The sequence below is a fragment of the Variovorax monticola genome, from assembly GCF_051216855.1.
Classification (GTDB): domain Bacteria; phylum Pseudomonadota; class Gammaproteobacteria; order Burkholderiales; family Burkholderiaceae_C; genus Variovorax.
The window spans coordinates 681,404-695,096 of record NZ_JBPJZP010000004.1 but is presented as its reverse complement, the minus strand read 5'-3'; the positions used below and the strand labels follow the sequence as shown (position 1 = coordinate 695,096).

Annotated in this window: 10 protein-coding genes and 1 tRNA gene; all 11 read left to right on the top strand. The window is 63.2% G+C overall.

From position 1 onward, the window contains the following. Positions 1-676: EF-Tu C-terminal domain-related protein (locus ACSFA5_RS17735; protein WP_435445346.1), on the top strand; the 676-nt coding region annotated here is incomplete at its 5' end. A 21-nt stretch (positions 677-697) separates the two neighbouring features. Continuing rightward, a tRNA-Trp gene (locus ACSFA5_RS17730) sits at positions 698-773 on the top strand. A 103-nt stretch (positions 774-876) separates the two neighbouring features. Further along, positions 877-1,260: a preprotein translocase subunit SecE gene (secE, locus tag ACSFA5_RS17725; protein WP_093057178.1), complete on the top strand. Its 384-nt coding sequence runs from the start codon at positions 877-879 to the stop codon at positions 1,258-1,260. 3 nt (positions 1,261-1,263) lie between these two features. Next, the gene (gene nusG / locus ACSFA5_RS17720; protein WP_435445345.1) at positions 1,264-1,866 is read left to right on the top strand and encodes a transcription termination/antitermination protein NusG; all 603 of its coding nucleotides are present in this window, start codon (positions 1,264-1,266) and stop codon (positions 1,864-1,866) included. Between the two features lie 139 nt (positions 1,867-2,005). Next, positions 2,006-2,437 carry a 50S ribosomal protein L11 gene (gene rplK / locus ACSFA5_RS17715; protein WP_056512890.1) on the top strand — a complete coding sequence of 144 codons (432 nt, stop codon included), beginning with the start codon at positions 2,006-2,008 and terminating at the stop codon, positions 2,435-2,437. Further along, the gene (gene rplA / locus ACSFA5_RS17710) at positions 2,438-3,136 is read left to right on the top strand and encodes a 50S ribosomal protein L1 (RefSeq protein ID WP_187113695.1); all 699 of its coding nucleotides are present in this window, start codon (positions 2,438-2,440) and stop codon (positions 3,134-3,136) included. Between the two features lie 250 nt (positions 3,137-3,386). Continuing rightward, on the top strand, positions 3,387-3,929 hold the full coding sequence (gene rplJ / locus ACSFA5_RS17705; RefSeq protein WP_435445344.1) for a 50S ribosomal protein L10: 543 nt from the start codon (positions 3,387-3,389) through the stop codon (positions 3,927-3,929). A gap of 46 nt (positions 3,930-3,975) precedes the next feature. Continuing rightward, positions 3,976-4,347 carry a 50S ribosomal protein L7/L12 gene (gene rplL / locus ACSFA5_RS17700; RefSeq protein ID WP_187113696.1) on the top strand — a complete coding sequence of 124 codons (372 nt, stop codon included), beginning with the start codon at positions 3,976-3,978 and terminating at the stop codon, positions 4,345-4,347. Between the two features lie 250 nt (positions 4,348-4,597). After that, a complete protein-coding gene (rpoB, locus tag ACSFA5_RS17695; RefSeq protein WP_435445343.1) occupies positions 4,598-8,722 on the top strand; it encodes a DNA-directed RNA polymerase subunit beta in 4,125 nt (1,374 codons plus the stop codon). 19 nt (positions 8,723-8,741) lie between these two features. Beyond that, positions 8,742-12,977 carry a DNA-directed RNA polymerase subunit beta' gene (gene rpoC / locus ACSFA5_RS17690; protein WP_435445342.1) on the top strand — a complete coding sequence of 1,412 codons (4,236 nt, stop codon included), beginning with the start codon at positions 8,742-8,744 and terminating at the stop codon, positions 12,975-12,977. Between the two features lie 99 nt (positions 12,978-13,076). After that, complete coding sequence (locus ACSFA5_RS17685; RefSeq protein WP_435445341.1) at positions 13,077-13,685, top strand: LemA family protein; 609 nt, start codon at positions 13,077-13,079, stop codon at positions 13,683-13,685. Positions 13,686-13,693: the final 8 nt, after the last annotated feature.

Below are 13,693 nucleotides of genomic sequence, written 5' to 3'. Positions count from 1 at the left end.
CTCGGCCAAGCTCGCCCTCGAAGGCGACAAGGGCAAGCTGGGCGAAGAAGCCATCATGAAGCTGGCCGACGCGCTGGACACCTACATCCCGACGCCCGAGCGCGCCGTGGACGGTGCGTTCCTGATGCCCGTCGAAGACGTGTTCTCGATCTCGGGCCGCGGCACGGTCGTGACCGGCGCTGTCGAGCGTGGCGTGATCAAGGTCGGTGAAGAAATCGAAATCGTGGGCATCCGCCCGACGGTCAAGACCACCTGCACCGGCGTGGAAATGTTCCGCAAGCTGCTGGACCAGGGTCAAGCCGGCGACAACGTGGGCGTGCTGCTGCGCGGCACCAAGCGCGAAGACGTCGAGCGCGGCCAAGTGCTGTGCAAGCCGGGTTCGATCAAGCCGCACACGCACTTCACCGCCGAGGTGTACGTGCTGTCGAAGGACGAGGGCGGCCGTCACACGCCGTTCTTCAACAACTACCGCCCGCAGTTCTACTTCCGCACGACGGACGTGACCGGTGCGATCGAGTTGCCCGCCGACAAGGAAATGGTCATGCCTGGCGACAACGTCAGCATCACCGTGAAGCTGATCAACCCGATCGCGATGGAAGAAGGCCTGCGCTTCGCCATCCGTGAAGGTGGCCGTACCGTGGGTTCGGGCGTCGTGGCCAAGATCCTCGACATCTAAGCCAAGCGTAAGAAGTACCGGAGGGGTATAGCTCAATTGGCAGAGCGTCGGTCTCCAAAACCGAAGGTTGTAGGTTCGATTCCTACTGCCCCTGCCACCTAGGTGGCACCCCCAAAAAGCCCGTCGCGTCCCGACGGGCTTCGGCGTCTCAAGAGACGCATTGCATTGAAGGCCGAAAGGCCACAGGAAAACAGCCGAACATGGCCACTTCTCAAATCGAAACCGTGAGCACTGGCGCCGACAAGGCCAAACTGGCCGTGGCGGTCGTGTTGGCAGTGGGCGCCATCGTGGCGTTCTATCTGCTGTCGCGCCAGGGCTCGCTGGTGCAATGGGCTGCGCTGCTGGTCGGCCTGGCTGCTGCAGTGGCTGCCTTCGGCAGTTCGGAGAATGGCCGTCAGTTGTGGGCCTTCGGCCGCGACTCGTGGCGCGAGGTCAAGAAGGTCGTGTGGCCGACCCGCAAGGAGGCGATGCAAATGACGGCTTACGTGTTCGCCTTCGTGGCGATCATGTCCGTCTTCCTCTGGCTCACCGACAAGACGCTCGAATGGGTGTTTTTCGACCTCATTCTGGGCTGGAGAAAATAAGCAATGACCGACGACGCAGTTGAAACCACGCCGCAAGAGGAAGTTCATCCCCTTCTGGCCCCCGCCGCCAACCCTGATCTGCGTTGGTATGTGGTGCATGCCTATTCGGGCATGGAAAAGGCCGTTGAACGCAACATCATCGAGCGCATCAACCGCGCCGGCATGCAGGACAAGTTCGGCCGCATCCTGGTTCCGACCGAAGAAGTGGTCGAAATCAAGAACGGCCAGAAGCGCACCACCGAACGCCGCTTTTTCCCAGGCTATGTGCTGGTCGAAATGATCATGGCCGACGAGAGCTGGCACCTCGTGAAGCACACCAACAAGGTGACGGGCTTCGTGGGCGGCGCCAAGAACCGTCCGGCGCCGATCTCGCAGAAAGAGGTCGAGGACATCGTCAACCAGATGCAGCAGGGCACGGAGAAGCCGCGTCACAAGGTCGAGTTCACCGTCGGCGAGTTCGTGCGCGTCAAGGAAGGTCCGTTCACCGACTTCAACGGCACGGTCGAAGACGTCAACTACGAGAAGAGCAAGGTCAGTGTGTCGGTCATGATTTTCGGCCGCGCAACGCCTGTGGAACTCGAATTCAGCCAGGTCGAGAAGACCTGAGCCCCCGGGCCGAAAGGCTCGGCCCATTTTTTGGTTGCGCGTTGTCCGACTCGGCGCGCGGCCTGGATCTTGAAGAGTCGTTCAACCCCGGGGAGCCGCGGCCTCGAGCCAAGGCGATATCACCCGCAAGGAGCAAAGCATGGCGAAAAAAATCGTCGGCTTCATCAAGCTGCAAGTGCCAGCTGGTAAGGCCAACCCGTCACCACCCATCGGTCCCGCACTGGGCCAGCGTGGTTTGAACATCATGGAGTTCTGCAAGGCGTTCAACGCGCAAACCCAAGGCGTCGAGCCGGGCCTGCCGCTGCCGGTGGTCATCACCGCGTTCGCTGACAAGAGTTTCACCTTCATCATCAAGACGCCCCCGGCGATCACCTTGATCAAGAAGGCCATCAAGCTGGACAAGGGTTCGGCCACGCCGCAATCCGTCAAGGTCGGCAAGATCACGCGCGCTCAGCTCGAAGATATCGCCAAGGCCAAGATGAAGGATTTGACCGCTGCCGACCTCGACGCAGCTGTTCGCACCATCGCCGGCTCTGCCCGTTCGATGGGCGTGACCGTGGAGGGCGTGTAAATGTCCAAGATCACCAAGAAGCAAAAGTCGTTCGAAGGCAAGGTCGACAGCAACAAGCTGTACGCCCTCGTTGACGCCATCGGTCTCGTGAAGGAAGCCGCCACCGCCAAGTTCGATGAATCCATCGACGTGGCCGTGCAACTCGGCATCGACGCGAAGAAGTCGGACCAGGTCGTGCGTGGCGCCGTCGTGCTGCCCAACGGCACCGGCAAGACCAAGCGCGTGGCTGTGTTCGCCCAGGGCGCCAAGGCTGAAGAAGCCAAGGCCGCCGGCGCCGACATCGTTGGCATGGACGACCTGGCTGCCATGGTCAAGGCGGGCGACATGCCTTTCGACGTCGTGATCGCCGCACCGGACGCCATGCGCGTTGTCGGTACGCTGGGTCAGATCCTCGGCCCGCGTGGCCTGATGCCCAACCCCAAGGTTGGCACGGTGACCCCGGACGTCGCCACGGCCGTGAAGAACGCCAAGGCTGGCCAGGTCCAGTTCCGCGTCGACAAGGCCGGCATCATCCACGGCACGATCGGCCGTCGCTCGTTCGACACCGACAAGCTGCAAGGCAACCTCGTTGCGCTGATCGACGCGCTGGTCAAGGCCAAGCCGGCCACCAGCAAGGGCGTGTTCCTGCGCAAGGTGGCTGTGTCGTCGACCATGGGTCTGGGTGTCCGCGTGGACACGCAAACCATCTCGGCGAGCTAAGAGAAGAGATTGGCCCGTTTCCGAAAGGAATTGGGCGAATGTGGTGGGTCGCGGCAGCCTCGGTTGCCGTGAGCCATCCAAGACCGCTGGTGTGCAGGGTGCCTGCACTTAATCGCCGGACCTTTTGTCCGGCAATCAGCGCAGATGGCGACCCCACTGCAAGGAATTTGTTTTTGTTCCGAAACAGTTGGTCGCTGCATGAAGCGCGATCCGAGGCCCCGGCCGAAGATCGCATTAAAAGGAGTAGACCTTGAGTCTGAATCGCAGTGAGAAAGAAGCGGTCATCAGTGATGTGACCAGCCTCGCCGCAAAAGCTCAAACGCTCGTGCTGGCGGAATACCGTGGCATCACGGTTGCCGATATGACCAAACTGCGTACCGAAGCACGCAGCAAGGGTGTGACTCTCAGCGTGTTCAAGAACACGCTGGCACGCCGTGCTGTTGTCGGTACCGCATTCGAAGTCATCGGCGACCAGATGACCGGCCCGCTGATCTACGGCTTTTCCGATGACGCAGTGGCCGCCGCCAAGGTGGTGGCCGACTTCGCGAAGACCAACGACAAGTTGGTGATTCGCGGTGGCGCGTTTGGCGGCAAGGTCCTGGACGTGAACGGCGTGAAGCAGCTCGCAAGCATCCCTTCGAAGGAAGTGCTGTTGGCGCAGTTGCTGGGCTTGATGCAATCCCCCATTTCCCGTACGGCACGCGTTCTCGCGGCGCTGGCCGCGAAGCGTGGCGAAGGCGAAGCAGCACCCGCAACCGATGCACCGGCAGAAGCCGAGGCGCAGCCCGCGTAAGCCGGCTTGCGTTTGAAATATTCAACCCAATTGTTAGGAAACAAAAATGGCATTCGATAAAGACGCATTTCTGACCGCGCTCGACAGCATGACGGTCCTGGAACTCAACGAACTGGTGAAAGCCATCGAAGAGAAGTTTGGCGTGAGCGCTGCCGCCATGGCAGGCCCCGCAGCTGCCGGCCCCGCCGCCGCAGTGGCCGAAGAACAAACCGAATTCAATGTCATGCTGACCGAAGTCGGCGCGAACAAGGTTTCGGTCATCAAGGCCGTGCGCGAAATCACGGGCCTGGGCCTCAAGGAAGCCAAGGACCTGGTGGAAGCCGCTCCCAAGGCTGTCAAGGAAGCCCTGTCCAAGGCTGACGCTGAAGCTGCAAAGAAGAAGCTGGAAGAAGCCGGCGCCAAGGTGGAACTGAAGTAATTCAGACCCCCTAGAGGGCTGGAGGCGCCTGAAAAGGCCCTCCAGCCTTTGCCGCTTTCAGAGCGCACCCAAAAGCTGCCGGATTCATGCAGCTTTTGAGTGTCTTCTGACCCCGACTGCAGAAGACCCCTTGGTTCGGGTGATGTGCAACGCATCACCGTCCGCCAACGGCTGGTAGTGGCCAGCCGCCAAGGAGTGGTGCATTTGCACCCGAACCAAGTCGCTGAAGATCTCAAGCTCCGGAGCTCTCATGGCCCAAACGTCCGCGTACAGTTACACCGAACGCAAGCGCATCCGAAAAAGTTTCGGTAATCGCGACAGCGTCGTCGAAATCCCCTACCTGCTGCAGATGCAGAAAGACGCGTACACCGCGTTCCTGCAAGCCGGCATCGCCCCCAAACAACGCACCGTCGAAGGCCTGCAAGCCGCGTTCGACGCCGCCTTCCCGATCGTCTCGCACAACGGTTTCGTCGAGATGAAGTTCCTCGAGTACAACCTGGCGAAGCCGGCGTTCGACGTGCGTGAGTGCCAGACCCGCGGTCTGACCTTCGCCTCGGCCGTGCGCGCCAAGGTGCAGCTCATCATCTATGACCGCGAGTCGTCGACCTCGCAGTCGAAGGTGGTCAAGGAAGTGAAGGAACAAGAGGTCTACATGGGCGAAGTGCCGCTCATGACCGAAAAGGGTTCGTTCATCATCAACGGCACGGAACGCGTGATCGTTTCGCAGCTGCACCGTTCGCCGGGCGTGTTCTTCGAACACGACAAGGGCAAGACGCACAGCTCGGGCAAGCTGCTGTTCTCGGCCCGCGTGATTCCTTACCGCGGCTCGTGGCTCGACTTCGAGTTCGACCCGAAGGACATGCTGTACTTCCGCGTGGACCGTCGCCGCAAGATGCCGGTCACGATCCTGCTGAAGGCCATCGGCCTGAACCCGGAATCGATCCTCGCGAACTTCTTCGTGAACGACAACTTCCGCCTGATGGACAGCGGCGCGCAGATGGAGTTCGTCGCCGAACGCCTGCGCGGCGAAGTCGCGCGCTTCGACATCACCGACAAGTCGGGCAAGGTCGTGGTCGCCAAGGACAAGCGCGTCACCGCGCGCCACACGCGTGAACTCGAACAGGGCGGCACCACGCACATCAGCGTGCCGGAAGACTTCCTGATCGGCCGCGTCATTGCCCGCAACATCGTCGATGCCGACTCGGGCGAAATCCTGTCGAAGGCCAACGACGAACTGACCGAAGCGCTGCTGAAGAAGCTGCGCACCTCGGGCGTGCAGGACATCCAGGTCATCTACACGAACGAACTGGACCAGGGCGCGTACATCTCGCAAACGCTGCGCATCGACGAAACCGTCGACGAGTTCGCCGCGCGCGTGGCCATCTACCGCATGATGCGCCCCGGCGAGCCGCCGACCGAAGACGCCGTGCAGGCCCTGTTCCAGCGCCTGTTCTACAACCCGGACACGTACGACCTGTCGCGCGTCGGCCGCATGAAGTTCAACGCCAAGGTCGGCCGCGACGAATCCACCGGCCCGATGGTGCTGACCAACGAAGACATCCTGGCCGTGGTCAAGATCCTCGTGGACCTGCGCAACGGCAACGGCGAAGTCGACGACATCGACCACCTGGGCAACCGCCGCGTGCGTTGCGTGGGCGAACTGGCCGAAAACCAGTACCGCACCGGCCTGGCCCGCATCGAGAAGGCCGTGAAGGAACGTCTGGGTCAGGCCGAGCAAGAGCCGCTGATGCCGCATGACCTGATCAACAGCAAGCCGATCTCGGCCGCGTTGAAGGAATTCTTCGGCGCCTCGCAGCTGTCGCAGTTCATGGACCAGACGAACCCGCTGTCCGAAATCACCCACAAGCGCCGCGTGTCGGCCCTTGGCCCGGGTGGTCTGACGCGTGAACGTGCAGGCTTCGAAGTGCGCGACGTGCACGTGACCCATTACGGCCGCGTGTGCCCGATCGAAACGCCCGAAGGCCCGAACATCGGCCTGATCAACTCGCTGGCCCTGTACGCCCGGCTGAACGAATACGGCTTCATCGAGACGCCGTACCGTCGCGTGATCGACAGCAAGGTCACGATGGAAATCGACTACCTGTCGGCCATCGAGGAAGGCAAGTACGTCATCGCCCAGGCCAACGCAGCCCTGGACAAGGACGGTGTGCTGACCGGCGACCTGGTCTCCGCGCGTGAGGCCGGCGAATCGATCCTGGTCGGTGCCGAGCGCATCCAGTACATGGACGTGTCGCCCGCGCAGATCGTGTCGGTGGCCGCGTCGCTCGTGCCGTTCCTGGAGCACGACGATGCGAACCGCGCGCTGATGGGCGCCAACATGCAGCGTCAGGCCGTGCCTGTGCTGCGCCCCGAGAAGCCGATGGTCGGTACCGGTATCGAACGCGTCTCCGCGGTCGACTCCGGCACCGTGGTCACGGCCACCCGCGGCGGTATCGTCGACTACGTCGATGCGACCCGTGTCGTGGTGCGCGTGAACGACGCCGAAGCGGCGGCAGGTGAAGTCGGTGTGGACATCTACAACCTGATCAAGTATCAGCGTTCGAACCAGAACACCAACATCCACCAGCGCCCGATCGTCAAGCGCGGCGACAAGATCGCCAAGGGCGACGTGGTGGCCGACGGCGCATCGACCGACCTGGGTGAACTGGCCCTCGGCCAGAACATGCTGATCGCGTTCATGCCGTGGAACGGCTACAACTTCGAAGACTCGATCCTGATCTCCGAACGCGTCGTCGCCGAAGACCGCTACACCTCGATCCACATCGAGGAACTGGTGGTGATGGCCCGCGACACGAAGCTGGGCGCCGAAGAAATCACGCGCGACATCCCGAACCTGGCCGAGCAGCAGCTCAACCGCCTCGACGAATCCGGCATCATTTATGTCGGCGCCGAAGTGCAGCCGGGCGACACGCTGGTGGGCAAGGTCACGCCGAAGGGCGAGACCACGCTGACGCCTGAAGAGAAGCTGCTTCGCGCCATCTTCGGCGAGAAGGCTTCCGACGTGAAGGACACCTCGCTGCGCGTGGACCAGGGCTCGCAAGGCACCGTGATCGACGTGCAGGTGTTCACCCGCGAAGGCATCACGCGCGACAAGCGCGCGCAGCAGATCATCGACGACGAGCTCAAGCGCTTCCGCCTCGACCTGAACGACCAGTTGCGCATCGTCGAAGCCGACGCGTTCGACCGTATCGAGAAGCTGCTGACCGGCAAGGTCGCCAACGGCGGCCCGAACAAGCTGGCCAAGGGCACCAAGCTCGACAAGGCCTACCTGTCGTCGGTCGAGAAGTTCCACTGGTTCGACATCCGCCCGGCGGAAGACGAAGTGGCCTCGCAGCTCGAGTCGATCAAGAACTCGCTGGAGCAGACGCGCCACAGCTTCGACCTCGCGTTCGAAGAAAAGCGCAAGAAGCTCACGCAGGGCGACGAGCTGCCCGCGGGCGTTCTGAAGATGGTCAAGGTCTACCTGGCCGTCAAGCGCCGCCTGCAACCCGGCGACAAGATGGCCGGGCGCCACGGCAACAAGGGTGTGGTGTCCAAGATCGTTCCGGTCGAAGACATGCCCCACATGGCCGACGGCACGCCGTGCGACATCTGCCTGAACCCGCTGGGCGTGCCTTCGCGGATGAACGTGGGCCAGGTGCTCGAAGTGCACTTGGGCTGGGCCGGCAAGGGTATCGGCCAGCGCATCGGCGACATGCTGCAGCAAGAGGCCAAGGTGGCCGAGCTGCGCAAGTTCATGGAGCAGCTGTACAACGGCTCGGGCCGCCAGGAGAACATCGGTTCGCTGAGCGACACCGAACTGCTCGAGATGGCAGCCAACCTGCAGAACGGCGCGACCTTCGCGACGCCCGTGTTCGACGGCGCCTCGGAAGAAGAAATCCGCGGCATGCTGAAGCTGGCCTACCCGGACGACATCGCCAAGCTCAAGGGCCTGACCGATACGCGCACGCAGGCGTACCTGTACGACGGGCGCACAGGTGACCAGTTCGACCGTCCGGTCACCATCGGCTACATGCACTTCTTGAAGCTGCACCATTTGGTGGACGACAAGATGCACGCACGCTCGACCGGTCCGTACTCGCTGGTCACGCAGCAACCGCTGGGCGGCAAGGCCCAGTTCGGCGGCCAGCGTTTCGGGGAAATGGAAGTGTGGGCGCTGGAAGCCTACGGCGCCGCCTACGTCCTGCAGGAAATGCTGACGGTGAAGTCCGACGACGTGGTGGGCCGTACCAAGGTGTACGAGAGCATCGTCAAGGGCGAACACTCCATCGAAGCCGGCATGCCGGAATCGTTCAATGTGCTGGTCAAGGAAATCCGTTCCCTGGGCCTGGACATCGAACTCGAACGTTCATAAGCAACAAGGAAAGAGTCACATGAAGTCATTACTCGACCTGTTCAAGCAATTCACGCCCGACGAGCATTTCGATGCCATCAAGATCGGCATGGCGTCGCCCGAGAAGATCCGTTCGTGGTCTTTCGGCGAAGTGAAGAAGCCCGAGACGATCAACTACCGCACGTTCAAGCCCGAGCGCGACGGCCTGTTCTGCGCCAAGATCTTCGGCCCCATCAAGGACTACGAGTGCCTGTGCGGCAAGTACAAGCGCCTGAAGCACCGCGGCGTGATCTGCGAGAAGTGCGGCGTTGAAGTCACGCAGACCAAGGTGCGTCGCGAGCGCATGGGTCACATCGACCTGGCCGCGCCCTGCGCCCACATCTGGTTCCTGAAGTCGCTGCCGTCGCGGCTGGGCCTCGTGCTCGACATGACGCTGCGCGACATCGAACGCGTGCTGTACTTCGAAGCCTACGTGATCACCGACCCCGGCATGACCCCGCTGAAGAAGTTCGGCATCATGTCCGAGGACGACTACGACGCCAAGCGCAAGGAATTCGGCGACGAATTCGTTGCCAAGATGGGCGCCGAAGGCATCCGTGACCTGCTCGAAGGCATCGAGCTCGACAGCGAGATCGAACGCCTGCGCGGCGACCTGACCGGCTCCGAAGTCAAGGTCAAGAAGAACTCCAAGCGCCTGAAGGTGCTGGAAGCCTTCCGCAAGTCGGGCATCAAGCCGCAGTGGATGGTGCTCGAAGTGCTGCCCGTGCTGCCGCCGGACCTGCGTCCGCTGGTGCCGCTGGACGGCGGCCGCTTCGCGACCTCCGACCTGAACGACCTGTACCGTCGCGTCATCAACCGCAATTCGCGTCTGCGCCGCCTGCTGGAGCTGAAGGCCCCGGAAATCATCGCGCGCAACGAAAAGCGGATGCTGCAGGAAGCGGTCGACTCGCTGCTGGACAACGGCCGTCGCGGCAAGGCCATGACCGGCGCCAACAAGCGCGCGCTGAAGTCGCTGGCCGACATGATCAAGGGCAAGAGCGGTCGTTTCCGCCAGAACTTGCTGGGCAAGCGCGTGGACTACTCGGGCCGTTCGGTCATCGTGGTGGGCCCGACGCTCAAGCTGCACCAGTGCGGCCTGCCCAAGCTGATGGCGCTCGAGCTGTTCAAGCCTTTCATCTTCTCGCGCCTCGAAGCCATGGGCATCGCGACGACGATCAAGGCTGCCAAGAAGGAAGTCGAATCGGGCACGCCAGTGGTCTGGGACATCCTGGAAGAAGTGATCAAGGAGCACCCGGTCATGCTGAACCGGGCTCCCACGCTGCACCGCCTGGGCATCCAGGCCTTCGAACCCATCCTGATCGAAGGCAAGGCCATCCAGCTGCACCCGCTCGTTTGCGCGGCATTCAACGCCGACTTCGACGGTGACCAGATGGCCGTTCACGTGCCGCTGTCGGTGGAAGCGCAAATGGAAGCCCGCACGCTGATGCTGGCCTCCAACAACGTGCTGTTCCCGGCGTCGGGCGAGCCGTCGATCGTTCCTTCGCAGGACGTGGTGCTGGGTCTGTACTACACGACCCGCGACCGCATCAACGGCAAGGGCGAGGGCCTGATCTTCTCCGACATCGGTGAAGTGCAGCGCGCGCTGGACGCCAACGAAGTCGAGCTCACCGCCAAGGTCGCGGTGCGTATCACGGAGTACACCAAGGACAAGGAAACCGGCGTGTTCACGCCGTCGACCTCGCTCGTGGACACCACCGTGGGCCGTGCCCTGCTGTCCGAGATCCTGCCGCGGGGCCTGCCGTTCTCGAACATCAACAAGGCGCTGAAGAAGAAGGAAATCTCCAAGCTCATCAACGTCTCGTTCCGCAAGTGCGGCCTGAAAGAGACCGTGGTGTTCGCCGACAAGCTGCTGCAGAACGGCTTCCGCCTGGCAACCAAGGCCGGCATTTCGATCGCCATCGACGACATGCTGGTGCCCGCTGAAAAGCACGGCATCATCGAGCGCTCGGCCAAGGAAGTGAAGGAGATCGAACAGCAGTACGTGTCCGGTCTGGTGACCTCCGGCGAACGCTACAACAAGGTGGTGGACATCTGGGGCAAGGCCGGCGACGAAGTGTCGAAGGTCATGATGGCCAAGCTCTCCAAGGAGCGCGTCATCGATCGCCACGGCAACGACGTCGAGCAGGAGTCGTTCAACTCCATCTACATGATGGCCGACTCCGGCGCCCGCGGTTCCGCGGCCCAGATTCGCCAGGTGGCCGGTATGCGGGGCCTGATGGCCAAGCCGGACGGCTCGATCATCGAGACGCCCATTACCGCGAACTTCCGCGAAGGCCTGAACGTGCTGGAGTACTTCATCTCCACCCACGGTGCCCGAAAGGGTCTGGCCGACACGGCGCTGAAGACGGCGAACTCGGGCTACCTGACCCGCCGCCTGGTCGACGTGACGCAAGACTTGGTCGTGACCGAGCAGGACTGCGGCACGCACGGCGGCTACCTGATGCGCGCCATCGTCGAAGGCGGTGAAGTGATCGAGTCGCTGCGCGACCGTATCCTCGGCCGCTCGGCCGCGGACGACGTGCTGCATCCGGAAAACCGTTCGGTGCTGCTGAAGGCCGGCGAGATGTTCGACGAAGACAACATCGAAGTCCTGGAAGCCCAGGGCGTCGACGAAGTCAAGGTCCGCACCGCGCTGACCTGCGAAACCCGCTTCGGCATCTGCGCCACCTGCTACGGGCGCGACCTGGGCCGCGGCGGCCTGATCAACATCGGCGAAGCCGTCGGTGTGATCGCTGCCCAGTCCATCGGCGAGCCCGGCACGCAGCTGACGATGCGTACCTTCCACATCGGCGGTGCCGCTTCGCGCGCTGCCATCGCTTCGAGCGTGGAAGCCAAGTCGAACGGCTCGATCGGCTTCAACGCCACGATGCGCTACGTGACCAACAGCAAGAGCGACCTGGTCGTGATTTCGCGTTCGGGCGAGATCGTCATTCATGACGAGCACGGCCGTGAGCGCGAACGCCACAAGGTGCCGTACGGCGCGATCCTGGCCGTCAAGGCCGACCAGCAGATCAAGGCCGGCCACGTGCTCGCCAACTGGGATCCGCTGACCCGCCCGATCATTACCGAGTTCGCCGGCAAGGCGCAGTTTGAGAACGTCGAGGAAGGCCTCACGGTCGCCAAGCAGGTGGACGAAGTGACCGGTCTGTCGACCCTGGTCGTGATCGACCCGAAGCGCCGCGGCGCCGCCAAGGTCGTGCGCCCGCAGGTGAAGCTCATCGACGCCTCCGGCGCCGAAGTGAAGATCCCGGGCACCGACCACTCGGTGACGATCGGCTTCCCGATCGGCTCGCTGGTGCAGATCCGCGACGGCCAGGACGTGGGCCCCGGCGAAGTGCTGGCGCGTATTCCGGTCGAAGGCCAGAAGACGCGCGACATCACCGGCGGTCTGCCGCGTGTGGCCGAGCTGTTCGAAGCCCGTTCGCCCAAGGACAAGGGCATGCTGGCCGAAATGACCGGTACCGTGTCGTTCGGTAAAGAGACCAAGGGCAAGATCCGCCTGCAGATCACCGATCCCGAAGGCGGCGTCTACGAAGACCTCGTGCCGAAGGAAAAGAACATCCTGGTGCACGAAGGCCAGGTGGTGAACAAGGGCGAAAGCGTGGTCGACGGTCCGGCGGACCCGCAGGACATCCTGCGCCTGCTGGGTTCGGAAGAACTCGCGCGCTACATCGTGGACGAAGTGCAGGACGTGTACCGCTTGCAGGGTGTGAAGATCAACGACAAGCACATCGAGGTGATCGTTCGCCAGATGCTGCGCCGCGTCGTGGTCGACAACATCGGCGAGACGAACTACATCTCCGGCGAACAGGTCGAACGCAGCGAAATGCTCAACACCAACGACGCCCTGCGCGCCGAAGGCAAGATCCCCGCGACGTTCACCAACCTGCTGCTGGGTATCACGAAGGCCTCGCTATCGACCGACTCGTTCATCTCGGCGGCTTCGTTCCAGGAAACGACGCGCGTGCTGACCGAAGCGGCCATCATGGGCAAGCGCGACGAGCTGCGCGGCCTGAAGGAAAACGTGATCGTCGGCCGCCTGATTCCCGCGGGCACCGGCATGGCGTACCACCAGGCACGCAAGGTCAAGGACGCCATGGACGAAGCCGAGCGCCGCGCCATTGCCGAGTCGGAGGCCGCCGACATGGCTGCCTCCAACGAGAGCATCGATGCAGCCGCCACGGTCAGCGCCAGCGAAGGCGCCGCGACCGAATAACTGGTTAGCATCACCGGCCATGACCGGTACCCCACGCCCCCCGACCGCCCCCGGTTGGGGGGCGTTTTTCTTTGTGTTGTCCGTGAGGCGTTGTCGTCGATGAGCGTGCTGCCCGAATCGCTGGCCGGCTGGATCGCGGTCGCGGTGCTGCTGTTCTGGTTTGTCGGTTCCTACAACCGCCTGGTGCGCCTGCGTGCGACCGTGCTGCAGGCCTACGGCGCGCTCGACGCGGCCCTGGTCAAGCAGCTGGACTTCGTGCAGGCCAGCATTGCCGCGGCGCGGCCCGACGAGGCGGCGCCGCTGAACGAGTCGCTGTCGTCCATTGCGCCGCTGCAGGCCGCGACCACGCAGCTGTCGACCTTGCTGGGCGCGACGCGGCTGCATCCGCTCGATGCCGGCGGCATGGCGGCGCTGGCCACGGCGCTGCAGGTGTGGATCGGCGCGTGGCGCCGCCAGCACCCGGACGACGTGACCGTGTTCGACGCCGACGGCACGCTGTCGCGGCCGGCGCCGTTGCTGCCGGGCTCGGTGGCCGCGATGCCCGGTGTGTTCGAGCCGATCGCGTGGCCGGAGCCTTCGGCGGCCGCTGAAATTGCGCGCAGCCAGTTCAACCTGGCCGTGGCGCACTACAACGCGGCGATCGCCCAGTTCCCGGCGCTGCTGGTGGCATGGGCCGTGCGTCTGCGTGCGGCCGCACCTTTGCTCTGAGCAGGCGG

Bases quoted from the DNA above. Each gene is read 5' to 3' on its own strand.
- rpoB (WP_435445343.1), top strand. From the start codon at position 4,598: ATGGCCCAAACGTCCGCGTACAGTTACACCGAACGCAAGCGCATCCGA.
- secE (WP_093057178.1), top strand. From the start codon at position 877: ATGGCCACTTCTCAAATCGAAACCGTGAGCACTGGCGCCGACAAGGCC.
- rplA (WP_187113695.1), top strand. From the start codon at position 2,438: ATGTCCAAGATCACCAAGAAGCAAAAGTCGTTCGAAGGCAAGGTCGAC.
- ACSFA5_RS17685 (WP_435445341.1), top strand. From the start codon at position 13,077: ATGAGCGTGCTGCCCGAATCGCTGGCCGGCTGGATCGCGGTCGCGGTG.
- rpoC (WP_435445342.1), top strand. From the start codon at position 8,742: ATGAAGTCATTACTCGACCTGTTCAAGCAATTCACGCCCGACGAGCAT.
- rplL (WP_187113696.1), top strand. From the start codon at position 3,976: ATGGCATTCGATAAAGACGCATTTCTGACCGCGCTCGACAGCATGACG.
- nusG (WP_435445345.1), top strand. From the start codon at position 1,264: ATGACCGACGACGCAGTTGAAACCACGCCGCAAGAGGAAGTTCATCCC.
- rplK (WP_056512890.1), top strand. From the start codon at position 2,006: ATGGCGAAAAAAATCGTCGGCTTCATCAAGCTGCAAGTGCCAGCTGGT.